19 protein-coding genes are annotated in these 24,749 nt (G+C 74.2%); 14 read left to right on the forward strand and 5 right to left on the reverse strand.

Features of this window, described 5'->3' with window-relative positions; all coding sequences use genetic code 11:
• The first annotated feature begins 4 nt into the window (after positions 1-4).
• Entirely contained in the window at positions 5-1,438 is a 1,434-nt protein-coding gene (locus tag AC07BF_RS23275) for a sensor histidine kinase (protein WP_363630357.1), read from the forward strand.
• 88 nt (positions 1,439-1,526) lie between these two features.
• Here the strand turns inward: AC07BF_RS23275 and AC07BF_RS23280 are convergent, their stop codons facing one another.
• The gene (locus tag AC07BF_RS23280) at positions 1,527-2,546 is read right to left on the reverse strand and encodes a TAXI family TRAP transporter solute-binding subunit (RefSeq protein ID WP_363584579.1); all 1,020 of its coding nucleotides are present in this window, start codon (positions 2,544-2,546) and stop codon (positions 1,527-1,529) included.
• 85 nt (positions 2,547-2,631) lie between these two features.
• Here AC07BF_RS23280 and miaB point away from each other — a divergent pair, with 85 nt between their 5' ends.
• Complete coding sequence (gene miaB / locus AC07BF_RS23285) at positions 2,632-4,134, forward strand: tRNA (N6-isopentenyl adenosine(37)-C2)-methylthiotransferase MiaB (protein ID WP_363584577.1); 1,503 nt, start codon at positions 2,632-2,634, stop codon at positions 4,132-4,134.
• A gap of 117 nt (positions 4,135-4,251) precedes the next feature.
• Positions 4,252-4,950, forward strand: coding sequence for a class III extradiol dioxygenase subunit B-like domain-containing protein (locus AC07BF_RS23290; protein WP_363584575.1), 699 nt, complete (start codon positions 4,252-4,254; stop codon positions 4,948-4,950).
• 15 nt (positions 4,951-4,965) lie between these two features.
• Here AC07BF_RS23290 and AC07BF_RS23295 read toward each other — a convergent pair whose 3' ends face one another.
• On the reverse strand, positions 4,966-5,229 hold the full coding sequence (locus tag AC07BF_RS23295; RefSeq protein WP_363584573.1) for an antitoxin: 264 nt from the start codon (positions 5,227-5,229) through the stop codon (positions 4,966-4,968).
• Positions 5,230-5,417: 188 nt separating this feature from the next.
• Between AC07BF_RS23295 and miaA the strand changes: the two genes are divergently transcribed.
• The 5 genes from miaA (at position 5,418) to hflX (ending at position 12,264) form a co-directional block, all read left to right on the forward strand.
• Positions 5,418-6,383 carry a tRNA (adenosine(37)-N6)-dimethylallyltransferase MiaA gene (gene miaA, locus AC07BF_RS23300; protein WP_363584571.1) on the forward strand — a complete coding sequence of 322 codons (966 nt, stop codon included), beginning with the start codon at positions 5,418-5,420 and terminating at the stop codon, positions 6,381-6,383.
• 226 nt (positions 6,384-6,609) lie between these two features.
• Complete coding sequence (locus tag AC07BF_RS23305; protein WP_363374361.1) at positions 6,610-7,110, forward strand: hypothetical protein; 501 nt, start codon at positions 6,610-6,612, stop codon at positions 7,108-7,110.
• A 98-nt stretch (positions 7,111-7,208) separates the two neighbouring features.
• The gene (gene dapF / locus AC07BF_RS23310; RefSeq protein ID WP_363584569.1) at positions 7,209-8,120 is read left to right on the forward strand and encodes a diaminopimelate epimerase; all 912 of its coding nucleotides are present in this window, start codon (positions 7,209-7,211) and stop codon (positions 8,118-8,120) included.
• Positions 8,121-8,317: 197 nt separating this feature from the next.
• The gene (locus AC07BF_RS23315) at positions 8,318-10,657 is read left to right on the forward strand and encodes a RelA/SpoT family protein (protein WP_363584567.1); all 2,340 of its coding nucleotides are present in this window, start codon (positions 8,318-8,320) and stop codon (positions 10,655-10,657) included.
• A 104-nt stretch (positions 10,658-10,761) separates the two neighbouring features.
• A complete protein-coding gene (gene hflX, locus AC07BF_RS23320) occupies positions 10,762-12,264 on the forward strand; it encodes a GTPase HflX (protein ID WP_363584565.1) in 1,503 nt (500 codons plus the stop codon).
• A 142-nt stretch (positions 12,265-12,406) separates the two neighbouring features.
• Here the strand turns inward: hflX and AC07BF_RS23325 are convergent, their stop codons facing one another.
• Entirely contained in the window at positions 12,407-13,531 is a 1,125-nt protein-coding gene (locus AC07BF_RS23325) for a trypsin-like serine peptidase (protein WP_478333872.1), read from the reverse strand.
• 67 nt (positions 13,532-13,598) lie between these two features.
• The gene (locus AC07BF_RS23330) at positions 13,599-14,771 is read right to left on the reverse strand and encodes a trypsin-like serine peptidase (protein ID WP_363584561.1); all 1,173 of its coding nucleotides are present in this window, start codon (positions 14,769-14,771) and stop codon (positions 13,599-13,601) included.
• A 334-nt stretch (positions 14,772-15,105) separates the two neighbouring features.
• On the opposite strand from AC07BF_RS23330, the gene AC07BF_RS23335 reads away from it, so the two are divergent.
• The 5 genes from AC07BF_RS23335 to AC07BF_RS23355 are packed head-to-tail and all read left to right on the forward strand — an operon-like array spanning position 15,106 to position 22,872.
• Complete coding sequence (locus tag AC07BF_RS23335; RefSeq protein ID WP_363630351.1) at positions 15,106-16,902, forward strand: IucA/IucC family protein; 1,797 nt, start codon at positions 15,106-15,108, stop codon at positions 16,900-16,902.
• Complete coding sequence (locus tag AC07BF_RS23340) at positions 16,899-17,468, forward strand: GNAT family N-acetyltransferase (RefSeq protein ID WP_478333873.1); 570 nt, start codon at positions 16,899-16,901, stop codon at positions 17,466-17,468. Before AC07BF_RS23335 ends, AC07BF_RS23340 begins: the two co-directional genes overlap by 4 nt.
• Positions 17,469-17,477: 9 nt before the next feature.
• Positions 17,478-18,917 (forward strand): lysine N(6)-hydroxylase/L-ornithine N(5)-oxygenase family protein, encoded by a 1,440-nt coding sequence (locus tag AC07BF_RS23345; protein ID WP_400988748.1) that lies wholly within the window; start codon positions 17,478-17,480, stop codon positions 18,915-18,917.
• A complete protein-coding gene (locus AC07BF_RS23350) occupies positions 18,895-20,718 on the forward strand; it encodes an IucA/IucC family protein (RefSeq protein ID WP_400335081.1) in 1,824 nt (607 codons plus the stop codon). Before AC07BF_RS23345 ends, AC07BF_RS23350 begins: the two co-directional genes overlap by 23 nt.
• Positions 20,719-20,730: 12 nt before the next feature.
• Positions 20,731-22,872, forward strand: a complete 2,142-nt coding sequence (locus tag AC07BF_RS23355; RefSeq protein ID WP_363630347.1) for an ATP-dependent DNA helicase — start codon at positions 20,731-20,733, stop codon at positions 22,870-22,872.
• Positions 22,873-23,004: 132 nt separating this feature from the next.
• On the opposite strand, the gene lexA is transcribed toward AC07BF_RS23355, so the two are convergent.
• Positions 23,005-23,790 carry a transcriptional repressor LexA gene (lexA, locus tag AC07BF_RS23360; protein ID WP_371522837.1) on the reverse strand — a complete coding sequence of 262 codons (786 nt, stop codon included), beginning with the start codon at positions 23,788-23,790 and terminating at the stop codon, positions 23,005-23,007.
• Between the two features lie 452 nt (positions 23,791-24,242).
• On the opposite strand from lexA, the gene nrdR reads away from it, so the two are divergent.
• Entirely contained in the window at positions 24,243-24,740 is a 498-nt protein-coding gene (gene nrdR, locus AC07BF_RS23365; protein WP_063349343.1) for a transcriptional regulator NrdR, read from the forward strand.
• Positions 24,741-24,749 lie beyond the last annotated feature (9 nt).

Genomic DNA, 24,749 nt, shown 5'->3' on the forward strand with positions numbered 1-24,749 from the left:
GCACGTGCGCACCCGCCTGCTCGGCATCCTGATCGCCCTCATGCTCTGCGTCCTGGCCGCCCTGGGGCTGCCGCTCGCGGCGGCGGTCGCGGCGGCCGAGCAGAGCAAGGTGGTCGTCGACCGGCTCGACGACGCCGCCCGCTTCGCCCAGGACCTGCCCACCTCCGGCCCCTCGGCGGTGGAGTCCGCGCTCAAGGGCGACCCGGAGCCCGCCCCCGGCGACGTCAGCCGCCGGCACGCGATCGACGCCGAGGTCCGCCGCTACCACGACCTGTACGGCGTGCGGCTGGGCATCTTCCAGCGCGACGGCGTGCCGATCGCCGCCGCCCCCGCCGACTGGCGGGTGCCCCCCGGGGGCTGGGGCGCGCAGGCCTTCCAGGAGGCGCTGGACGGGCGGCGCAGCCACAACCCGCCCCAGGTCTGGCCGTGGACCGACGACCGCACCCTGACCGTCGCCACCCCGGTGGTGCGCGACGGCGACGTGGTCGCGGTGGTGCTCAGCGAGTCCCCCACCGGGGCGCTGCGCACCCGGATCCTGCACAGCTGGCTGGTGATCGGCGCCGGCGAGGCCGCCGCGATGATCGTCGCGGTGCTGCTGGCCGGTCGGCTCACCGAGTGGGTGCTGCGCCCGGTCCGCACCCTCGACCGGGCCACCCACGACATCGCCACCGGCCGGATGGCCGCCCGGGTCGCGCCCGGCGGCGGCCCGCCCGAGCTGCAGCGGCTGGCCCGCTCGTTCAACGAGATGGCCGACCACGTGGTGCTCGCCATGGACCAGCAGAAGGCCTTCGTCGCGGACGCCTCGCACCAGCTGCGCAACCCGCTGGCGGCCCTGCTGCTGCGGGTCGAGGTGCTCGGCCTGGAACTGCCCGAGGGGCACGAGGAGGAGCTCGGCGGCGTCCGGGAGGAGGGCGTCCGGCTGGCCCGGGTGCTGGACGACCTGCTGGGCCTGGCCACCGCCGAGCACGCCCGCCCCGAACCCGAGCAGACCGATCTCGCCGCGCTCACCCTGGCCCGGGTCGACGCCTGGCGGCCGGTCGCCGAGCAGCGCGGGATCGAGCTGCGCTGGGAGGGCCCGGCGCTCGCCGTCGGCATGGCGGACCCGATCGGCTTCGGCTCCGCCCTGGACGCCGTGCTGGACAACGCGCTCAAGTTCGGCCCGGCCGGCAGCGGGGTGCGGCTGAGGGTCTCGGTGCGCCGGGACGAGGTCGCGGTGACCGTCACGGACGCCGGGCCCGGCCTCGCCGAGGACGAGCTGCCCCGCGCCGGGGACCGCTTCTGGCGCAGCCCGCGGCACCAGAACGTGGACGGCTCCGGGCTCGGCCTGTCGATCGCCCGCACCCTGCTGGCGGCGGGCGGCGGTTCGCTCGCCTTCGCCCCGGTCCAGCCGACCGGGCTCGCGGTGACGCTGGCGGTGCCGCGGCCGGAGAAGCGGTAGCCCGTACGGGCCCACGGCGCCCGTGCGGCGTCAGGGCTTCCGGGCTTCAGGGCTTCACCTTCAGGGCTCCACCTTCAGGGCTCCACCTTCAGGGCTTCACCGAGCGGTAGTAGCGGGCCGCGCCCTCGTGCAGCGGGAGCGGGTCGGTGTAGACGGCGGTGCGCAGGTCGACCAGCTGGGCGGCGTGCACCTGAGCGCCGATCTGGTCGCGGCTGTCGATCACCGCCCGGGTCATGCCCTCGACCAGGCCCGGGTCCACGTCGTCCCGGGTGATCAGCAGGTTGGGCACGGCCACGGTGGAGACGGCGTCCTTGGGGTCGGCGTTCGGGTAGGTGCCCTTGGGCATGGTGGCCGCCCGGTAGGCGTCGGTGCCGCCGCCCTCCATCTTGTGGATGGCCCCGGCGAGGTCCCCCAGCGGCACGACCCGCATCCGCATGTGGTCGGACAGGTCGGTGAGGGCGCTGGTCGGCAGCCCGCCGGACCAGAAGAAGGCGTCGAGCTTGTTCTCCCGCAGCTGGTCGGCGGCGTCCCCGACGCCCGCCGACACCGGGACGATGTCGTGGTCCGGGTCCAGGCCGGCCGCGGCCAGCAGCCGCCTGGTCACCAGGTTCACCCCGGACTGCGGCAGGCCCACGCCGACCCGCAGCCCCTTGAGGTCGGCCGTGCGGTGCACCGTCGAGGAGGACGGGACGATCAGCTGGAGGTAGTCGTCGTACAGCCGTGCGATCGCCCGCAGCCGGTCCTTGCCCGGGCCCTGGTAGTCGGCGACGGCGTCGGCGGTGGCGATCGCGAAGTCGTCCTGGCCGCTGGTCACCCGGGCCAGGTTGTCGATCGAGCCCTCGGTGTTGTCCAGGGCCAGCCGCACCCCCGGCATGGCCTTGGCGACGTGGGCCTCCAGCAGCTGCCCGTACCGGTCGTAGACACCGCGCTGCACGCCGGTCGCGAAGCGCGTCTCGCCGCGCGGGTAGCCGGGCGAGCGGCCCGCCGACAGCCACCAGCCGCCCAGCCCCGCGACCAGCAGCACCAGCACCAGCACCGTCCGCCACAGCGGGCTGCGGGCCGCGGTGCGGACGGCGGCGCCGAGACGGGACGGGGTGGTGGGGGTCATGCAGGGATACTGCCAGGCGCTCCGCCGGAACGGGAGGGGAAACGGTGGGGGAAAAGCGCTTCGCGGCTGCCCGTACCCTGGTCTGGTGAGCGGTGAGAGCGGATTGAAGAGCTACAAGGTCGTCACGTACGGCTGCCAGATGAACGTCCACGACTCCGAGCGGCTGTCCGGCCTGCTGGAGGACGCGGGTTACGTCAAGGCCGGGCAGGACGGCGACCCGGACCTGGTCGTGTTCAACACCTGCGCGGTGCGGGAGAACGCCGACAACAAGCTGTACGGCAACCTCGGGCAGCTGGCGCCGGTCAAGAGCCGCCACAAGGGCATGCAGATCGCCGTCGGCGGCTGCCTCGCCCAGAAGGACCGCGACACCATCGTCCGCAAGGCCCCCTGGGTCGACGTGGTGTTCGGCACCCACAACATCGGCCACCTGCCGGCGCTGCTGGAGCGGGCCGCGGTCGAGCGCAAGGCCCAGGTCGAGATCCTGGAGTCGCTGGAGACCTTCCCCTCCACCCTGCCGACCCGCCGCGAGTCCGCGTACGCCGCGTGGGTCGCCATCTCCGTCGGCTGCAACAACACCTGCACCTTCTGCATCGTCCCCGCGCTGCGCGGCAAGGAGGAGGACCGCCGCCCCGGCGACGTCCTCGCCGAGATCGAGGCGCTGGTGGACGAGGGCGTCATCGAGGTGACCCTGCTCGGCCAGAACGTCAACGCCTACGGCTCCGACCTGGGCGACCGCGAGGCCTTCTCCAAGCTGCTGCGCGCCGCCGGCCAGATCGAGGGCCTGGAGCGGATCCGCTTCACCTCGCCGCACCCGCGCGACTTCACCGACGACGTGATCGCCGCGATGGCCGAGACGCCGAACGTGATGCACCAGCTGCACATGCCGCTGCAGTCCGGCTCCGACACCGTCCTCAAGGCGATGCGCCGCTCCTACCGCCAGGAGCGCTTCCTCGGGATCATCCGGAAGGTCCGCGAGGCGATGCCGGACGCGGCCATCTCCACCGACATCATCGTGGGCTTCCCCGGCGAGACCGAGGAGGACTTCGAGCAGACGATGCACACCGTCCGCGAGGCCCGCTTCACCAACGCCTTCACCTTCCAGTACTCCAAGCGCCCCGGCACCCCGGCCGCCGAGATGGCGGACCAGGTGCCGAAGGCCGTCGTGCAGGCCCGCTACGACCGGCTGATCGCCCTCCAGGAGGAGATCTCCTGGGAGGAGAACAAGAAGCAGGTCGGCCGCACCCTGGAGATCCTGGTCGCCGAGGGCGAGGGCAAGAAGGACGACAAGACCGACCGGCTCTCCGGCCGCGCCCCCGACAACCGGCTGGTGCACTTCACCAGGCCGACGGAGCCGGTGCGCCCGGGCGACCTGGTGACCGTCGAGATCACCTACGCCGCCCCGCACCACCTGCTCGCCGAGGGCCCGTCGCTCGCGGTGCGCCGCACCCGGGCCGGCGACGCCTGGGAGAAGCGCCAGGCCAAGCCCGCGGCCAAGCCGGCCGGGGTGATGCTCGGCCTGCCGGGCATCGGTGCCCCGGCCGCGCTGCCCCTGGCCGCTCCGGCGGGCGGGGCCTGCTGCGGCGACTGACGGCCCGCTCCTCGAACGGGTCCCGCTCCTCGAACGGCGGCCCGCTCCTCCACCGGCGGCCCGGCGGGACTTCGAGTCCGGCCGGGCCGCCGTCGCCGTTTGGCTAGAGTGATCCGCATGCTGGTAGCCGCCGCCGTGTGCCCCTGTCCGCCGCTGCTCGTCCCCGAGGTCGCCGCCGGGGCGGCCGCCGAACTGGACCCGCTGCGGGCCGCCTGCGACGAGGCCCTCGCGGCGCTGATCGCGGCCGGACCGCAGCTGGTCGTGGTGGTCGGCGCCGGCCCGGAGGCCGAGGTGTGGACCGAGGGCGGGGCCGGCTCCTTCCACCGCTACGGGGTGCCGCTGGTCGCCAAGCTGCCCGGCGGCCGGGTCGAGGGGCCGGAGCTGGCGCCCTCGCTGACGGTCGGCGCCTGGCTGCTGGAGCGCGCCGGGGTGACGCTGCCGACGCACGCCTGCGCGGTGCCCGCCGACGCGCCCGCCGACCGGATGCTCGGGCTCGGCCAGGGCCTGGCCCAGCTGGCCGACCGGGTCGGCCTGCTGGTGGTGGGCGACGGCAGCGCCTGCCGCTCGGTGAAGGCGCCCGGCTACCTGGACGAGCGCGCCGAGGGCTTCGACGCCGCCCTGGCCGCCGCGCTGGGCTCAGCCGACCTGCCCGCGCTCGCCGCTTTGGACGCCGGGCTGGCCGCCGAGCTCAAGGCCGAGGGCCGGGCGCCCTGGCAGGTGCTGGCCGGCGCCGCGGAGGGCGCCGGCCTCACCGCGCGGCTCGGCTACCAGGACGCCCCGTACGGGGTCGGCTACGTCGTGGCGTCCTGGAGCTGATCGGAGCGCGGGGCGTCAGGCCCGCGGCGCCTGGCCGTTGCCGCCGGCCGGCCCCTCCTCGCCCGGCTTCGGCTTGTGGGCGAAGTCGTCCACCGCGCCCTTGGCCTTGCTGGCGCCGTGCTCGATCTTCTCGCTGTACTTGCCCTTGGTCGCCTTGTCGATCGCGCCGCCGGCCTTGTCCACCGCGTGCTCGATCTGCTCGCTGTGCTTGCCGGCGAGCTCACTGGCCTTGCCCTTGAGCTCTTCGGCCTTGCCCTTGAGGTTGTCCATCAGACCCATGGCGATCTCACCCTTTCGTCCCTGTCTCCTGCCCAACGTCCGTCACCGCCGAACCGTTCGCAAACCGGCTCAACTGCGGAAACGGCGGAGATGGCCGGAGACGGCTGGACACAGTCACATCGTCGCGCAGTCGGGGCCGACGGGCAGCCCGGTCACCGGTGCGGCGGCGGTTTTGCGAGACTGGAGCGGTGAGCAGCTCCCGTACCGACCAGTCCCGCGCCGCCCAGCCCCGAGTGGTCTGCATCGTCGGCGCGACCGCCGCCGGCAAGTCCGACCTGGCCGTCGCCATCGCCCGCAGCCTCGGCGGCGAGGTGATCAACACCGACTCGATGCAGCTGTACCGGGGCATGGACATCGGCACCGCCAAGCTCACCCCCGCCGAGCGCGGCGGCGTGCCGCACCACCTGCTGGACGTCTGGGACGTCACCGAGGCCGCCAGCGTCGCCGAGTACCAGCGGCTGGCCCGGGCCGAGATCGACCGGCTGCTCGCGGCCGGGCGCACGCCCGTCCTGGTCGGCGGCTCCGGGCTGTACGTCCGGGCGGCGATCGACGAGATGGAGTTCCCCGGCACCGACCCGGCGGTCCGGGCCCGGCTGGAGGCCGAGCTGGAGGAGGCCGGCCCGCTCGCGCTGCACCGGCGGCTGGCCGAGCTGGACCCGGCGGCCGCGGAGGCGATCCTGACCGGCAACGGGCGGCGGATCGTCCGCGCGCTGGAGGTCATCGAGATCACCGGGCAGCCGTTCACCGCGAACCTGCCCGGCAACACCGCCGTCTACGACGCGGTGCAGATCGGGGTCGCGGTGCCGCGCCCCGAACTGGACGAGCGGATCACGCTGAGGGTCGACCTGATGTGGCGGGCCGGACTGCTGGACGAGGTGCGCGCGCTGGAGCGGGTCGGGCTGCGGGAGGGGCGGACGGCCTCCCGGGCGCTCGGCTACCAGCAGGTGCTGGACCACTTCGCCGGCGAGTGCACCGAGGACGAGGCACGGGCGGAGACCGTCCGGGCCACCAAGCGCTTCGCCCGCCGTCAGGAGTCCTGGTTCCGCCGCGACGGCCGGATCAACTGGCTGTCCCGGCCGGCCGGCACCGACCCCGTCGAGCTGCTGGAACGCTCCCTGGAGCTGATCGACCGTCAGGAGCGTCCGGCCGGGTAGGCGGGTTCCGGCCAATCCGGCGGTGCACCTGCGCGCGCAGGTGGCCGTGCAGGACGAACCGGCGGTCACGGCCCGATCACGTGATGGCCACGGATCACCCGTCGACGCCGGTCAGGCCCGGAACGCCCGTCTGGACATGCCATCATCGAAGGCGTAGGGGTCGGCCGCGCGGGCCGACCGTGCCCGACCGCGAGTCCGCTCGTGTCGAACTGTCAGGGGAGGCCGCGTGTCGACGGGTACCGGCCCCGAACCCGGCCAGAGCGGGAGTGTCACCGCACCGGCCGACGAGTCGACGATGGGTGACCTCCCCGTGCTGACCGGCCTGGAGGCGCCCACCTCCTACGCGGTCGCACTGCCGGCCCTGGACACCCGCACCCCGGCGGGCGCGGTGCACGAGCGGGAGATCCGACCGCTGCGCCGGCTCCGCTGGTGGCAGACCCTGCCGATCGCCCTGCTGGGCATCCTCGGCTCGCTGATGTTCGCCTTCCCGCTCGCCTTCGGCTCGGCCGGCGCGCGCGCCACCATGGTCGGCATGCTCGGGCTGCTGCTCACCGCCGCCTCGGTCGGCTGGGGGGCGATGGCCGCCCGGCACGCCGGGTACAAGTGGCCGGGCCTGCCGCGCCGCGGCTCCGGGCAGCGGGCCGGCTGGAAGGCGATCGCGCTCTACACCCTGATCGCGCTGGTGGCCTGTGCGCTGGCCGTCTGGCGGGTCGCCTACCTGCGCTGATCCGTGGGCTGCCGGTGTCGCCCCCCCTGCTGCCCCGCGCCGATCCACCGGTCGGACCGCCCGGGTGGCCGGTGCGCCCGTTCAGTACCATCGGGAGGGTGAGCGCATCCTCCCCGCAGCCGGTCGGCGTCCCCTTCTTCAAGGGGCACGGCACCCAGAACGACTTCGTCATCGTCCCGGACCCGGACGGCGCGCTGGAGATCGGCCCCGCGGCCGTCGCCGCGCTGTGCGACCGGCGGGCCGGCATCGGCGGGGACGGGCTGCTGCGCGTGGTGCGCTCCGCCGCCGAGCCGGCCGCCGCGGACCAGGCCGACCGGGCCGAGTGGTTCATGGACTACCGCAACTCCGACGGCAGCATCGCCGAGATGTGCGGCAACGGCGTGCGGGTCTTCGCCCGCTACCTGGTCGAGGCCGGCCTGGCCGAGCCCGGCGAGTTCGCGGTCGCCACCCGCGCCGGGGTGCGGACGGTGCGGGTCGCCGAGGACGCCGGGGACGGGACGCCCGGCGAGGTCACCGTCGACATGGGCCGGGCCCGGCTGCCCGGGCCGGACGGCGTCGAGGTCGCGGTCGGCGCGCGGCGCTGGCCCGCGCTGAACGTCAACATGGGTAATCCGCACGCGGTGGCCTTCGTGGACAGCCTCGACCACGCCGGGGACCTGCTGTCCGCGCCGCTGACCAGCCCCGAAGGGGCCTACCCGGAAGGCGTGAACGTCGAGTTCGTGGTGGACCGCGGGCCGCGGCACGTCGCCATGCGGGTGTACGAGCGCGGCTCCGGCGAGACCCGCTCCTGCGGGACCGGCACCTGCGCCGTCGCGGTGGCCGCCATCCGCCGGGACGGCGTCGACCCGGCGGTCACCGGCGAGCCGGCCACCTACACCGTGGACGTGCCGGGCGGCCGACTGGTCATCACCGAGCACCCGGACGGCCGGATCGAGAAGACCGGCCCGGCGGTCATCGTGGCCGCCGGCGAGATCGACGCCCGCTGGTGGGCCGAACTGGGGCGGGTCTGACACGCCTGGGGCGCGGCTCGGACAGCTGACGGCCCGGTTTGCCCATTTCGCGCGGCGGTGAATCCGCCCGTTCGAGTGACGCGTGTCGCGGACGGGAAGCAAGGCATCGCGGAACGTGCTCTGCTCGGTAGCATGGACCACCGGGAAGGCGCCCCTCGGCGGGGTGGCGGCCGGTGATCGCTGCCGGAGGTGCGCCGATGACCATCGAAGCCGGGCAGTCCCTGACGGGGCAGCCGACGTCCGCACGGCAAGCCGGGGCCAGGCGGCCCTTGGGGGAGCTCGGCCGGGCCGCGCTCGGCCGGGCCGGGCGGGCCGCCCTGCTGGCCACCGGCCGGCCGCCCGTCCCGGACGCCCTCGAACCGCTCGTCCGAGTCCACCGCGAGCACCATCCGCAGGCCGACCTCGGCCTGCTCGCCCGGGCCTACCGGCTCGCCGAGGCCAGCCACCGGGGCCAGAAGCGCAAGAGCGGCGGGCCGTACATCACCCACCCGCTCGCCGTCACCATGATCCTGGCCCAACTCGGCGCCGGGACAACCACCTTGGTCGCCTCGCTGCTCCACGACACCGTCGAGGACACCGAATTGACGCTCGATCAGGTGAGTGCCGGCTTCGGGCCCGAAGTTGCCTACCTGGTCGACGGGGTGACGAAACTGGAGAAGGTCGACTTCGGCGCCGCCGCCGAGGCCGAGACCTTCCGCAAGATGCTGGTCGCCACCGGCGACGACGTCCGGGTGATGGTGATCAAGCTCGCCGACCGGCTGCACAACATGCGCACCATCCGGCACATGAAACCGGCCAGCCAGGTGCGGATCGCCAAGGTCACCCGGGACGTGCTGATCCCGCTGGCCGAACGGCTCGGCATCCAGGTGCTCAAGGCGGAGCTGGAGGACATCGTCTTCGCCACCCTGCACCCCGAGGAGCACGCCCGCACCCGGGCCCTGATGGCCGGTCACGAGGGCGAGCCGGACACCCTGCTGGCCCCCTTCGCCCGGCTGCTGGCCCGCCAGCTGTCCGAGACCGGGGTGGCCGCCGAGGTCACCGTCCGGCCCCGGCACTGCGTGTCGCTGCACCGGGTGCTGCTCAAGCGGGCCGCCGCGCCCGGCCCGGACGGGCGGCCGCAGGGGCCGCAGCCCGCCGACTTCGGGCGGCTGCTGGTGGTCGTCGAGGAGAACGCCGACTGCTACGCCGTGCTCGGCGAGCTGCACACCTGCTGGACGCCGCTGCCCGGCGAGTTCAAGGACTTCGTCGCCGCCCCCAAGTTCAACCTCTACCAGTCGCTGCACACCGCCGTGGCGCTCAGCGGCGGCACGGTCGTCGAGGTGCTGGTGCGCACCCGGCGGATGCACGAGGTCGCCGAGACCGGGGTGGTCGCGCTCGGCGACCCGGAGCCGGCCGGCGCCGTCCAGGACGCCGACGAACTCGACCGCACCGACCCGGCCCGGCCCGGCTGGCTCAGCCGGCTGCTGGAGTGGCAGCAGGAGACGCCCGACCCGGACGCCTTCTGGTCCGCGCTCACCGCCGACCTGGCCGGCGACCGCGAGATCACCGTCGTGACGGAGAGCGGCGAAACGCTTCAGCTGAGGGCCGGCGCCACCTGCGTGGACGCCGCCTACCTGCTCGGCGAGGAGACCGGCCACCGGTGTATCGGAGCCCGGGTCAACGGCCGGCTCACCGCGCTCTCCACCGTCTTGCAGGACGGCGACCTGCTCGCCGTGCTCACCGAGGCCGTGCCCACCGGAACCGTGCTCACCGAGGACGGGCCGCGCCCCGCCGAACCCTCCGGGCCCGCGCCCGAGTGGCTCGCGCACGCCCGGACCCCGGCCGCCCGGCTGGCCATCGAACGCTGGCTCGCCGACCACCCGGCCCGGCTCCCGGCGGTGCGCACCGGCCCCTCCAGCGGCCAGCCCGTCCCGCCCGCGCACCGCACCACCGAGCGCCGGCCGGCCCCGGTCGCGGTGGCCGGCCGGCCCGGGGCGCCGGTCCGGCTGGCCCGCTGCTGCACGCCCGTGCCGCCGGACGAGGTGGCCGGCTACCCGATCCGCGGCGGAGCCGTCGCCGTGCACCGCACCGGCTGCCCGGCCGGGGAGCGGATGCGCGCGGCCGGGCGCGCCGAGCTGGAGGTCCGCTGGCGGCCGGAGGGAACCCCGGCGGCCGGCCACCGGGCCACCCTGCGGGCCGAGGCGCTCAACCGGCCCCGGCTGCTCGCCGACCTCACCGCGGCCATCTCCGCCGAGGACGTCGGCATCGTCTCGGCCGAGGTCGAACCGCCGCAGGAGCTGCGGGTCCGGCACACCTACACCGTCGAACTGCCCGAGCCGGCCGCGCTGCCCGCGCTGATGCGGGCGATGCTCAAGGTCTCCGGGGTGTACGACGTCAGCCGGCCGCAGGCCCCGGACACCGGCGGGGCCCGCCACTCCGGGGAAAATGGGGATGACCGGTCCGCGCCGGGCGTGGGACCATCATGGGGAATTCACGGCCGGTCCACGGCGTTCTCAGGGCACAGGAGCCCCGATGGCACCCGAGGACCTGAGGGGTAGCTCACCTCGCCCGGCGGTAACCGGGGCGGCAGCTGGGCAGACTCCGGGTGGGACCGCACAGGGCGGTCCCCACAGGCCATCCGCACCAGCGACCAAAGGACAGAATGACCTCCACGTCCGACACCCGCGACCACGCCGACGCCCCGCGCCGCCTGAACGGTCTGCGGGCGGAAGCCCTCATGGACGAGGACCTCGCGGCCATCGACGAGGACCGCGGCCACCACTACGACGGCGACCAGTACGACCGCAGCGAGCGTGCCGCCCTGCGCCGCGTCGCCGGCCTCTCCACCGAACTCGAAGACGTCACCGAGGTCGAGTACCGCCAGCTCCGCCTGGAGCGCGTGGTGCTCGTCGGCGTCTGGACGGACGGCACCCTGGAGGAGGCGGAGAACTCGATGGCCGAGCTCGCCGCCCTCGCCGAGACGGCCGGCTCCCAGGTGCTGGACGGCGTGATCCAGCGCCGCGACAAGCCCGACGCGGCCACCTACATCGGCTCCGGCAAGGCGAAGGAACTGCGCGACATCGTGGCGGCCACCGGCGCCGACACCGTGGTCTGCGACGGTGAGCTCACCCCCGGCCAGCTGATCCACCTGGAGGACGTGGTCAAGGTCAAGGTCGTCGACCGGACGGCCCTGATCCTGGACATCTTCGCCCAGCACGCCAAGTCCCGGGAGGGCAAGGCGCAGGTCTCGCTCGCGCAGATGCAGTACATGCTGCCGCGCCTGCGCGGCTGGGGTCAGTCGCTGTCCCGGCAGATGGGTGGTGGCGGCTCCGCCTCGTCCGGCGGCGGCATGGCGACCCGTGGTCCCGGTGAGACCAAGATCGAGACCGACCGGCGCCGGATCCGCGAGAAGATGGCGAAGCTCCGCCGCGAGATCGCCGAGATGAAGAAGGGCCGCGACACCAAGCGCCAGGAGCGCAAGCGCCACCAGGTGCCGTCGGTGGCCATCGCCGGGTACACCAACGCCGGCAAGTCGTCCCTGCTCAACCGGCTCACCGGGGCGGGCGTCCTGGTGGAGAACTCCCTGTTCGCCACCCTGGACCCGACCGTCCGCCGGGCCCAGACCCCGAGCGGGCGGCTCTACACCCTGGCCGACACCGTCGGCTTCGTCCGGCACCTGCCGCACCACCTGGTCGAGGCCTTCCGCTCGACCATGGAGGAGGTCGCCGACGCGGACCTCATCCTGCACGTGGTCGACGGCTCGCACCCCGAGCCGGAGACGCAGCTGGCCGCCGTCCGCGAGGTCATCGTCTCGGTCGACGCGCAGAACGTGCCGGAGATCGTGGTGATCAACAAGGCGGACGCCGCCGACCCGCACGTGCTGCAGCGCCTGCTGCTCCGCGAGCCGCACGCCATCGTGGTGTCGGCCCGCAGCGGCGAGGGCATCGAGGAGCTGCTGAAGCTCATCGACGACGAGCTGCCGCGCCCGGCGATCGAGGTGCGGGCCCTGGTGCCCTACACCCAGGGCGGGCTGGTCTCCCGGGTGCACGCCGAGGGCGAGCTGCTCGGCACCGAGCACACCGGCGAGGGCACGCTGCTGCACGCCAAGGTGCCGGCCGAGCTGGCCGCCGAGCTGGAGCGCTACGCGGTGGCGCTGCAGGTCTGAGGCGACGGGCCGACGAAGGGCCCCCGGACGCGACCGTGATGCCGTTGGGCATCGCGCGAACGTGCGGGGGCCCTTCGCGTGCGCGAGCGTGCGGGGGCCGTGCGGGGGCTTGTCCGGGCGTCCGAGCGTGCGGGCGTGCGGGCTACTTCACGTTCTTGGCGAAGTAGTCGAAGGCCTGCTTCGCCTGGTCCTGGAGCGACGGGCCGGCCAGGTACCCGGGCGGGTTGCGGCTGCCGATCGCGGTGACGCTGATCAGGTTGGGCTTGCCGTCCTTGGTGATGAACCAGCCGCCGCCGCTGGAGCCGCCGGTCACGGTGCAGCCGGTGACGTACATCGGCGGGCGGCTCCGGTCGGGGGAGAGCCTGGCCGGCGGGACCGGGGACTCGCAGCGGGAGAGCTCCAGGCCGTCGGACGGCCGATCGGTCGGGTAGCCGTACGCGGTCGCCGAGCCGATCTGCTCGCGCGGGGCGTTGAACCAGACCGGGACCGAGCCGCCGACCGCCTCCTCCAGCGACGCGCCGGAGCCGCCCTCGCCGCGCACCCGGATGATCCCGTAGTCGTACTGGTGGTGGGCGCCGACGCCGCCCTCCCCGAGCCAGGTCGGCGACACCAGCGCGCGCACCGCCACCCACCGGCCGTACGGGGCCGCCTGCTGCTCGGTGAGCGGTTTGCCGCGGGCCGCCTGGCCGTCCCGGTTGAAGCCGGGCACGAAGGTGATGTTCCGCAGCCAGCCGCCACCCTTGCCGTCGTGCAGGCAGTGCGCGGCGGTGTAGACGAGGTTGCTGCGGCCCGGGTTGGCCGGGTCGGAGACCACCGTCGCGGAGCAGACCGCGTCGCCCTGGGGCGTGGTGACGAAGAGCCGGCCGACCACGGCGGTGGCCGGGCCGTACGGGTGCGGCTGCGGCGTGGCCGCGACGGCCGCGGGCGGGGCGTCCGGCCGGCCGCCGTCCGGTGCGGCGGTGAGCGGGTACTCCGGGGTGGGCCGGCCCTTGGCGGCGGCCATCCGGGTGGTCGACCAGAAGCCCGGGGCCACCTCGTTGGCGAAGCCGCTGCCGGAGACGAACCGGGCCCAGTCCTCCACCTTCCAGCCCGTCAGGTCGCCCAGGCTGGTGGGCGCCGAGGTGGGGAGGGCGGGCGGTGGCGCGGCCGCCGCGGCGCCGGAGTCGTCCGGCCCGCAGGCGGTCGCGGCGAGCGCGAGCACGGCGAGCACCGCGGCGCCGGTCGGTCCGGATCGGCGCCGCGGTCCGCGGCCGGTGTGCTTCGGCATGCTGCATCGTCCCCCGGGGGCGGCCTCCGCCGCCCGTACGGCTTGGTCCGGTCCGACCGGAAAGGGCCTACGGCTTCTTGGAGATCCAGTCCAGCGCCTGCTTGGCGACCGTCTCCAGGTACGGGCCGCTCAGCGAGGTGTGGTCCTCGGTGCCGATGGACGTGTTGCTGACCAGGGCGGTCTTCCCGTCCGGCATGGTGGCGAACCAGCCGCCGCCGCTGGAGCCCTGGGTCATGTTGCAGCCGATGGTGAGCATCGACGGGCGCTTGGCGTCGAACGACAGCCGGGTCGGCTTGCCGCCGTCGCACCTGTACAGCTCCTGGCCGTCGAACGGCTTGTAGAGCGGGTAGCCGACCGCCGCGACGGACACCTTGTCGCGCGGGGCGTCGAACCAGACCGGGACGGCCGAACCGACCGTCTCCTCCAGCGACTTGCCGGAGTCGTTCTGGTTGTGCACCCGCATGACGGCGAAGTCGTACTGGTTCGCGGCGTCACCGGTGCCGCCGCCCTCGACCATCCACTGCGGCGAGGTGGTGACCAGGTCGGCCCACCAGGTGCCCAGCGGGGCCAGTTCGGACAGCGGGGCCTTCTTGCCGCCGCTGGAGGCGCCCGAGTTGTTGTAGGCGGGAACGAAGACCAGGTCCTTGAAGAAGTCGCCGCCCTTGCCCGCGTGCACGCAGTGGCCGGCCGTCCAGACCAGATTGCTCCTGCCCGGGTGCTGCGGGTCGGTGATCACCGTCGCCGAGCAGTTGCCCCGGCCGCCCTGGGCACTGAAGAACACCTTCCCGGACGGCTGCTTGGTGTACGGGCGGGGCACCGGCACGGCCTTGACCACCGGCGGGTCCGGGTCCGTCACGCCGTTGTCGGCGGCCGGCTTGGCGGTGGGCGGAGCCGGATCGGCGGGCTTGGAGTCGCCCATCTTGTCCGGGTTCCAGAAGTCCTTCACCACCGGGTTGTTGAAGACGTGCTTGGACGCCCACGAGTCCCAGTCCTCGAACTTCCACTTCTTCAGGTCGTCCCAGGACTTCGGCAGGCCCTCCAGCAGACTGGTCGGGATGCCCGACGGGAGGGTGATCCCGCCGATCACGCCGCCCCCCGGGGCGGCGGTGCCGGACGCGGGCGGCGGCGCGGCGCTGCCGCCCCCGTCGCCCGCCGGGCCGTCCGGCCCGCAGGCGCTCGCCGCGAGCAGCGCCCCCGTGACGAGGGCGACGGCCATGGCTGACCGGTGGATCGATGGCATGTGTGCGCTTCCCCCTGTGCTCGATCGGGCTGTCGTGCGGCGACTCGCCGCTGTGGAGTCTTCCACCGGTCACCAGGACGGCGGCGGTCGCCCCCCGGGTTGCGGCCCCGACCGGAGGTCACCGATCCGTGACGTGGCCGCCGACGGCCCGTCGGCCCAGCAGGGCCCCGCGCGCCGGACGCGGACAATCCCCGATCTTCACCCGGACGAGTGAGTCAACCTTGTGATCACCCGTCAGGGATAGGTAACCCTTACCTGACGCGACGGTGCGAGCGCCCGCCGATCCTCTCCACCACCCGTGCGTCCGCACCCCCACGCGCCCCAAGGAGCAGCCTTGAGCACCGCCCTCACCGGAGCCCCGCCCGCCCCGCTGCTGCCCGCGGACCGGCCGGCCGAGCCCGATCCGCTGCTGCACCCGGACCCCGCCGTCGCCGCCGAACAGGCCGCACTGGAAGCCCTGCTGCGCTGCTGGACACGCGAGACCGGCGCCCGCCCCGGCCCCGACGGTCGGCTGCGGATCGCCGTCCTCGGTGGCGCCGCCCGGCTCTCCGCCCCCGTCCGCTACTGGTCGCCCGGCGGCTGGCACCGGTTCGGCCCCGCCGTCCTCTCCGCCGGGGAGGGCACCGCCGACGCCCCCGTGGACGCCGTCACCACCGCCGCGCTGCTCGCCGCCGCGGCCGCCGACCGCCCCGACCCCGGGCAGGTCGCCGACCTCGCCGCCCGGGTCGCCGACTCGGTCGTCCGCACCGCCGACATCCTCGCCCACCGCCGCACCGCCGCCCCCGCCGGCGGCCCCGAACGCTCGCACTTCCTCGCCGCCGAACAGTCCCTGCTGCTCGGCCACCCGCTGCACCCCACCCCGAAGAGCCGCGACGGCCTCGGCCCGGCCCAGAGCGCCGCCTACTCGCCCGAACTGCACGGCTCCTTCCAACTCCACTGGTACGCGGTCCACCGCGACCTGCTCGCCGCCGGCTCCGCCCTCACCGAGAGCGCCGACCGGATCACCGCGGACCTGCTCGGGGACCATGCCGCCCTGCCGCCCGGCACCGCCGCCCTGCCGCTGCACCCCTGGCAGGCCCGCGAACTCGCCCACCGCCCGGCCGTCGCCGCCCTGCTCGCCGACGGGCTGCTGCACGACCTCGGCCCGGCCGGCGAACCCTGGCACCCCACCTCCTCGGTGCGCACCGTCTACCGCCCCGGCACCCCCTGGATGCTCAAGCTCTCGCTCGGCCTGCGGATCACCAACTCCCGCCGGGAGAACCTGCGCAAGGAACTCCACCGCGGCCTGGAGGTGCACCGGCTGCTGGAGAGCGGCCTGGCCGCCGAATGGCACCGCGCCCACCCCGGCTTCGACATCGTCCGCGACCCGGCCTGGATCGGCGTCGACCACCCCGCCCTCGGTGACCCGGGCGGCCTGGACACCGTGCTGCGTGCCCAGCCCTTCGCCCCCGCCGACCGCGCGCTGTGCGTCGCCGGGCTGGTCGCCGAACAGCCGCTCGGCACCGGCGACACCGTGCCGTCCCGGCTCGGCGACACCCTGCGGGCGCTCGCCGTCCGCTGCGGCCGTCCGCTGCGGACCGTCGCCGCCGAATGGTTCCTGCGCTACCTGGACGCCGTCGTGCTGCCCGTCCTCTGGCTGGACGGCACGGCCGGCATCGCCCTGGAGGCGCACCAGCAGAACAGCCTCGTCCTGCTCGACGCCGACGGCTGGCCCAGCGGAGGCCGCTACCGCGACAACCAGGGCTACTACTACCGGGAGAGCGCCGCCGACCGGCTCACCGCGCGGCTGCCCGGGCTCGGCGAGCACAGCGACACCTTCCTGCCCGACGAGGTGATCGACCACCACTTCGCCTACTACCTCGGCATCAACCACGTCCTCGGCCTGGTCGGCGCCTTCGGCAGCCAGGGGCTCGCCGACGAGACCGTGCTGCTGGCCGGGCTGCGCCGCTTCCTGGCCGGCCCGCGGGCCGCCGCCACCGGCTCGGCGCTGCCCGGGCTGCTGCTCGACGCGCCCACCCTGCCGTGCAAGGCCAACCTGCTCACCCGGATCAACGGCCTGGACGAACTGGTCGGCCCGGTCGCCACCCAGTCCGTCTACGTGGACATCCCCAACCCGCTGGCGGGCGCATGAGCCTGCTCGACGACCCGCCGGGATGGGGCGCGATCCCCACCCCGGCCGGCGAGTTCCGGCTCAGCCCGGTCCGGCTGCCCGCCGACCTGGGCCTGCTCGCCGGGTGGATGAACGATCCCGAGATCGCCGCGTTCTGGCAGCTCGCCGGGCCGCCCGACGCCACCGAACGGCACCTCCGGGCCCAACTCGACGGCGACGGCCGCAGCGTGCCCTGCCTCGGCCTGCTCGACGGCGCCCCGACGAGCTACTGGGAGGTCTACCGCGCCGACCTCGACCCGCTCGCCCGGCACTACCCGGCCCGGCCGCACGACACCGGCGTCCACCTCCTGCTCGGCCCCGCCGAGAGCCGCGGCCGGGGCCTCGGCGCCGTCCTGCTGGCCGCCCTCGCCGAGCGGATCCTGCGGCAACGGCCCCGCTGCGAACGGGTCGTCGCCGAACCGGACGTCCGCAACCGGCGCTCCGTCCGGGCCTTCGAACGGGCCGGATTCCGGCTGGACACCGAACTCGACCTGCCCGACAAGCGCGCCGCCCTGATGGTCCGTGCCCGCGTCCCCTTCGTCGCCTAGGACACCCCCGTGGACACCCCAGCACCCCAGCCGCCGTACGACCTGCTCGGCGTCGGCATCGGCCCCTTCAACCTCTCGCTCGCCGCGCTCGCCGCGCCCGTCCCCGGCCTGCGCACGCTCTTCTGCGACCAGCGCCCGGAGTTCCGCTGGCACCCCGGCATGCTGGTGGACGGGGCCCGGATGCAGGTGCCGTTCCTCGCCGACCTGGTCTCCCTCGTCGACCCGACCAACCCGTGGTCCTTCCTCAACTACCTGCGCGACCAGGACCGGCTCTTCCCGTTCTACTTCGCCGAGCGCTTCCAACTGCCCCGCCGCGAGTACGACCACTACTGCCGGTGGGCCGCCGAACGGCTCGCCAACTGCCGCTTCGGCACCGAGGTCACCGCCCTGCACTGGGAAGCCCCGCACTTCCGGGCCGAGCTGACCGACACCGCGACCGGGCGGCGGACCGAGGTGCACGCCCGCAACCTCGCCCTCGGCGTCGGCACCCGGCCCGTCCTGCCCGAGGCCTTCACCGCCCTCGACGGTCACCCGCGCGCCTTCCACTCCGCCGACTACCTGGACCGCCGCGGCGACCTCGTCGGCGTCCGGGACATCACCGTGGTCGGCAGCGGGCAGTCCGGCGCCGAGGTCTTCCTCGACCTGCTCCGCCGCCACGACGGCGACGGCGTCCGGCTGCGCTGGCTCACCCGGACCAGGGCGCTCGCGCCGATGGAGTACTCCAAGCTCGGCCTGGAGCACTTCACCCCCGACTACACCCGCTACTTCCACAGCCTGCCCGAACCCGTCCGGGACACCCTGGTCGCCGCCCAGTGGCAACTCCACAAGGCCGCCAGCGCCGAAACCCTCGCCGAGATCCACGACCACCTCTACGAACGCACCATCGGCCGCCCGATCGACACCGCCCCGGTCGACATCACCCCCGGCACCGCCGTCACCGAAGCCCGCCCCGGCCCCTGCGGCGGCCTCGAACTGCACTGCCGGCACGGCGACTCCGGCGCCGAACACGTCCTGCGCACCGACGCCGTGGTGCTCGCCACCGGCTACCGGGCCGCCCGGCCGGCCGCGCTCGAACCGCTCGCCCGGCTGATCGACTGGGACCGGGGCGGGCGCTACCGGGTCGACCTCGACCACCGGGTCGCCACCCGGCCCGAACTCACCGGCGGCCTCTACGTCCAGAACGCCGAACTGCACACCCACGGCGTCGGCGCCCCCGACCTGGGACTCGGCGCCCACCGGGCCGCCGTGATCCTCAACGCCGTCACCGGCCGGACCGTCCACCGGCTGCCCGCCCGCACCGCCTGGACCGGCTTCGCGCCGCCCGGGACCGCCCCCGCCGCGGGCGCTGCCGCCGCTGCCGCCGCTGCCGCCGAGGGCACCCCCACCGAGAGCACCCCCACCGTCCCCCGTCCCCAGGAGCTGACCCGTGCCGCAACCGTCGGCCGCTGAACCGCCGTTGTACCTGCCCCCGCACCTGACCGCCGGGCACTGGCGGCGGGCCGGGCGCGCCCTGCTGGCCAAGATGCTCGGCGAGTTCGCCTACGAGGAACTGCTCACGCCCGTCCGCGCCGCCGCCGACGGCGAGTACCTGCTCTGGCTGCCCGAGGCCGAGTACCGCTTCACCGCCCGCCGCGGCGCGTACGGAAGCTGGCGGGTCGACCCGGAGTCGGTCCGCTGCTCCGACCCGGACGGCCTCGACCCGCTGCGCTTCCTCCCGCACGCCCGGCACGCCCTCGGCCTGCGCGGCGAGACCACCGGCCACCTGATCCGCGAACTCACCGCCACCCTGACCGCCGACGCGCACCAGCTCGCCACCGCGCTCACCGCCGCCGAACTCGCCGACCTCGACCACCCCGCCCTGGAGGGCCGCCAGGACGGCCACCCCTGGATCGTCCCCAACAAGGGCCGGATCGGCTTCTCCGCCACCGACGCCGCCCGCTGGGCCCCGGAGGCCCGCACCCCGCGCCCGCTGCCCTGGATCGCCGTCCACCGCCGGCTCGCCGAGTACCGCGGCGTGCCCGGCCTGGAGCGGCCCGAGCAGCTGTACGCCCGCGAACTCGACGACCCGGACGCGCTGCGCGCCGCCCTCGGCCCGGCCGCCGACGACTACCTGCTGCTGCCCGTCCACCCCTGGCAGTGGGACGAGACGATCGTCCCGCTGTTCGCACCCTGGATCGCCTCCGGCGAGATCGTCCCGCTGCCCTCCGACGGCGACCCACGGCTGCCCCAGCAGTCCATCCGCTCCTTCTTCAACACCGCCCACCCCGAGCGCTGCACCGTCAAACTGCCGCTGTCCGTCCTCAACACCCTGGTCTGGCGCGGCCTGCCCACCGAACGCACCCTCGCCGCGCCCGCCGTCACCGCCTGGATCCACGGTCTGCGCGACGCCGACCCGTACCTGCGCGACGAGTGCCGGGTGATCCTGCTCGGCGAGATCGCCTCCGTCACCGTCGACCACCCGCTCTACCGAGAGCTGCCCGAGGCGCCCTACCAGTACAAGGAACTCCTCGGCGCGATCTGGCGCGAACCCCTCGGCCCCTTCCTGGCCGGCGGCGAACGCGCCCGCACCCTGGCCGCCCTGCTGCAGACCGGCTCCGACGGCCGGGCGCTCGCCGCCGAACTGATCGCCCGCTCCGGGCTCACTCCCGCCGCCTGGACCGGCCGGCTGTTCGGCGCGGTGCTGCCGCCGCTGCTGCACTTCCTCTACCGGTACGGGCTGGTCTTCTCCCCGCACGGCGAGAACGCCATCGTCGTCTTCGACGAGCACGACGCGCCGACCAGGCTCGCGGTCAAGGACTTCGTCGACGACGTCAACCTCAGCGACCAGGACCTGCCCGAACTGCGCGACCTGCCCGCCGAGGTCGACGACGTCCTGCTGCGGGACGGCCCTCAGGGGCTCTGCCAGTTCCTCCACTCCGGGCTGTTCATCGGCGTCCTGCGCTACCTCGCCCCGCTGCTGGAGGCGCAGACCGGGCTGCCCGAGGCCGAGTTCTGGGCCCTGCTGCGGGCCGAGATCCGCCGCTACCAGGACCGCTTCCCCGGCCTGGGCGAGCGCTTCGAGCTGTTCGACCTGTTCCGGCCGCGGATCGACCGGCTCTGCCTCAACCGCAACCGGCTGCTGCTCGACGGCTACCAGGACCGCCCGCACCGCCCGCACGCCGCCCGGTACGGGACCGTCCCCAACGCCCTGGTGACCCTGGAGGCGGATCTTCCCGGGCGACGGAGCCGGATTGTCACCCCCGCCCCGTAGGCTGGGAGGGTCATGACGAACGACTCCGAAACCCAGCTCCCCGGCGAGACCGAGCTCCCTGGCGAGGACGGCGGCGCCGCCGCCGACGTCGAGGAAGCCGTCGCCGTCCCGCGCTCCCGCATCCCCGACCTGCTGCACGCCGCGGTGGCGGCCGTCGGCGGCGTCGAGCGCCCCGGTCAGGTCCGGATGGCCGAGGCCGTCGCCGATGCCGTCGACAACGCCGAGCACCTGCTCGTCCAGGCTGGCACCGGCACCGGGAAGTCCCTCGCCTACCTGGTGCCCGCGCTCGCCCACGGGGACCGCGTGGTGGTCGCCACCGCCACCCTGGCGCTGCAACGCCAGCTCGTCGAACGGGACTTGCCGCGCACGGTCGAGGCGCTGCACCCGGTGCTGCGCCGCCGCCCGCTGTTCGCGATGCTCAAGGGCCGCTCCAACTACCTGTGCCTGCACCGGGCCAACGAGGGCACCCCGAGCGACGAGGGCGAGGGCCTGTTCGACGCGGCCGAGGCGCTCGGCGGGCCCGCCAGCAAGCTCGGGCAGGACGTGCTGCGGCTGCGCGAGTGGGCCGACGAGACCGACACCGGGGACCGGGACGACCTCAGCCCCGGCGTCTCCGACAAGGCCTGGGCCCAGCTGGCGGTCACCTCCAAGGAGTGCCTGGGCGCCACCCGCTGCGCATACGGGCAGGAGTGCTTCGCCGAGAAGGCCCGGGAGCGGGCCAAGCTGGCCGACGTCGTGGTCACCAACCACGCGATGCTCGCGATCGACGCGATCGAGGGCGCGCCGGTGCTGCCCGAGCACGGGCTGCTGATCGTCGACGAGGCGCACGAGCTGGTCAACCGGGTCACCGGCGCGGCCACCGCCGAACTGACCGTCGGCGCGGTCAACCGGGCGGTCAAGCGCGCCGCCCGGCTCGCCAACGAGAAGGCCGTGGACGCCTTGCAGGCCGCCGCCGAGAACTACCACGGCCTGATGGAGACCGCCCAGCCCGGCCGGGTCGAGGAACTGCCCGAGTACCTGGCGTACGCGGTCACCTCGATCCGGGACGCCGCCCGCCAGGTGATCAGCTCGCTCGGCGAGACCCGCGACAAGGGGCTCAGCGACGAGGACGCCGTCCGCAAGCAGGCGATGGCCTCCGCCGAGTCGCTGCACGAGACCGCCGAGCGGCTGCTGGAGGACTCCGAGTACGACGTGGTCTGGATCGAGCGCAGCGACCGCTTCGGCATGGGCACCGGCTCGCTGCGGGTCGCGCCGCTCAGCGTCTCCGGGCTGCTGCGCGAGGGCCTCTACAAGGAGCGCTCGGTGGTGCTCACCTCGGCCACCCTCAAGCTCGGCGGGGACTTCAACGGCGTCGCCGCCTCCGTCGGCCTGCCCTCGGACTCCCGGCTGCCGGACCAGCGCACCCCCGGGGACAATCCTTCGGCCGGTTCCGGGTTCGGCGAGGACGCGGTGCCGCACTGGCGCGGCATCGACGTCGGCTCGCCGTTCAAGTACCCCAAGCAGGGCATCCTGTACGTCGCCCGGCACCTCGCAGATCCCGGCCGCGATCCCGAACGGCCGGACATGCTGGACGAGTTGGCGGAGCTGATCGGCGCGGCCGGCGGGCGCACGCTGGGCCTGTTCTCCTCGATGCGCGGCGCCCAGACGGCCGCCGAGGCGCTGCGGGAGCGGCTGGACAACCGGATCCTGCTCCAGGGGGAGGACACCCTGGGCGAGTTGATCCGGGAGTTCGCCTCGGACGCGTCCACCTGCCTGTTCGGCACGCTCTCGCTCTGGCAGGGCGTGGACGTGCCCGGCTCGGCCTGCCAGCTGGTCGTGATGGACCGCATCCCGTTCCCCCGGCCGGACGACCCGCTGATGAGCGCCCGCCAGAAGGACGTCGAACAGCGTGGCGGGAACGGCTTCATGGCCGTCGCGGCGACGCACGCGGCGCTGCTGATGGCGCAGGGCGCCGGCCGGCTGGTGCGCGCGGCCGAGGACCGGGGCGTGGTCGCGGTGCTCGACCCGCGGGTGGAGACCAAGCGGTACGGGAGCTTCTTCCGCTCCTCGATGCCGGAGTTCTGGTACACCACGGACCGCAACCAGGTGCGCCGCTCGCTGGCGGCGATCGACGCCTCGGCGCCGCCGGTCAAGCCGGTGGTGAAGCGGGGCTGAGCGGTGCGGTGATCCGGGGTTCCGTCCAGCCCGCCCCCGGGGCCGAGGCGGGGCCCGGAAGCCCCGGAGACGCCGGAGGGGCTCCCCGCGACCGCGCGGTGGAGCCCCTTCCCGCTGGGTGCGCGCGAGGCGTCAGAGGCGGCGCAGGACCGCGACCACCTTGCCCAGGATGGTGGCGTTGTCGCCGTTGATCGGCTCGTACGCCGGGTTGTGCGGCATCAGCCAGATCCGGCCGTCCTCGCGCTTGAGCCGCTTGACCGTGGCCTCGCCGTCGATCATCGCGGCCACGATGTCGCCGTTCTCGGCGACCGGCTGCCGGCGCACGGTGACCCAGTCGCCGTCGCAGATGGCCGCCTCGATCATCGAGTCGCCGCGCACGGTGAGCGCGAACAGCTCGCCCTCGCCGACCAGCTGGCGGGGCAGCGGGAAGACGTCCTCGACCGTCTGCTCGGCCAGGATCGGGCCGCCGGCGGCGATCCGGCCGACCAGCGGCACGTACGAGGTGGACGGCCGGCCGGCCGTCTCGGCGGTGTTCGGGCGGGCCACCTCGACGCCGCGGACCTCGTAGGCGCGCGGGCGGTGCGGGTCGCGGCGCAGGAAGCCCTTGCGCTCCAGGGCCATCAGCTGGTGGGCGACCGAGGAGGTGCTGGACAGGCCGACGGCCTGGCCGATCTCGCGCATGGACGGCGGGTAGCCGCGGCGCTGGACGGAGTCCCGGATGACCTCGATCACGCGGCGCTGGCGCTCGGTGAGACCGGCCTCGTCGGTGCGGATGCCGGGGGGGCGGCCGGGCAGCGCGCGGGTGGGCGCCTGGTGGGCGTCGTCGAGCGCGGGGGAGTGTTCGATCGGCTGGTCGGGAACGCGGCCCGTGCTGGAAAGGGCCGGGCCGGAGAGGCGCTGGTCTTCGCTACGGTCCATGCTGATGTCCACGCTCTGCTGATTCGTGGTGCGCTGCCCCACCTTGAACTGGGAGTGTTCCTGCACCGGGATGGTGTTGCTTTCGATGGTGTTCACGGCGGCCCCTCTCGACGGCTGTCCTCTCCCCTTTTCCAGCCCAACGCCCCTCCTATCGAAAGGTTGCGCCAAACACACGTTCGAGTGAATTATTCGAGAGTTGGCTGACTCGATCAAGGCTTTGCTGTACATCAAGGTTGTGCATCGAGTAAATGTTCGATCGGATCTCGACTTCGGCAGTCTAATCGGTGCCGACACGCCAGGGGTGGCGCTTCCCCCGGAGACCTACATCTAGTGGCTACAGTCCTCTCCGTGCCCAGTACTAGTGGTTGCGGCGCATGATCAGCTTGCCGAGGCCGGGGTCGCATCGCATAGACTCAACAGGTCCGCACGTCCTGCCAGGGAGGGATCCTCAGGTGCACTGCCCCTTCTGCCGGCACTCCGACAGCCGTGTTGTCGACAGCCGGACCAATGAGGACGGCAGCTCGATCCGCCGTCGTCGGCAGTGCCCGGACTGCGGCCGCCGCTTCACCACCGTGGAGACGGCCGCGCTGATGGTCATCAAGCGCAGCGGGGTCACCGAACCCTTCTCCCGGGAGAAGGTCATCACCGGCGTCCGCAAGGCCTGTCAGGGCCGCCCGGTCACCGAGGACGCCCTCGCCCAGCTCGGCCAGCGGGTCGAGGAGTGCGTGCGCGCCACCGGCAACGCCGAGCTGACCACCCACGACGTCGGGCTGGCCATACTCGGCCCGCTCAAGGAGCTCGACGTGGTCGCCTTCCTGCGCTTCGCCAGCGTGTACCAGGCGTACGACGGACTGGAAGACTTCGAGGCCGCCATCGCGGAACTCCGCGCCGAACGGCCCGTCCCCGAGGCGGACGGCACCTGCGTGCCCGTCGCCGCCGCCGCGCCCTAGGAGGCGCCG

This window comes from Kitasatospora sp. NPDC043950 (assembly GCF_056435345.1).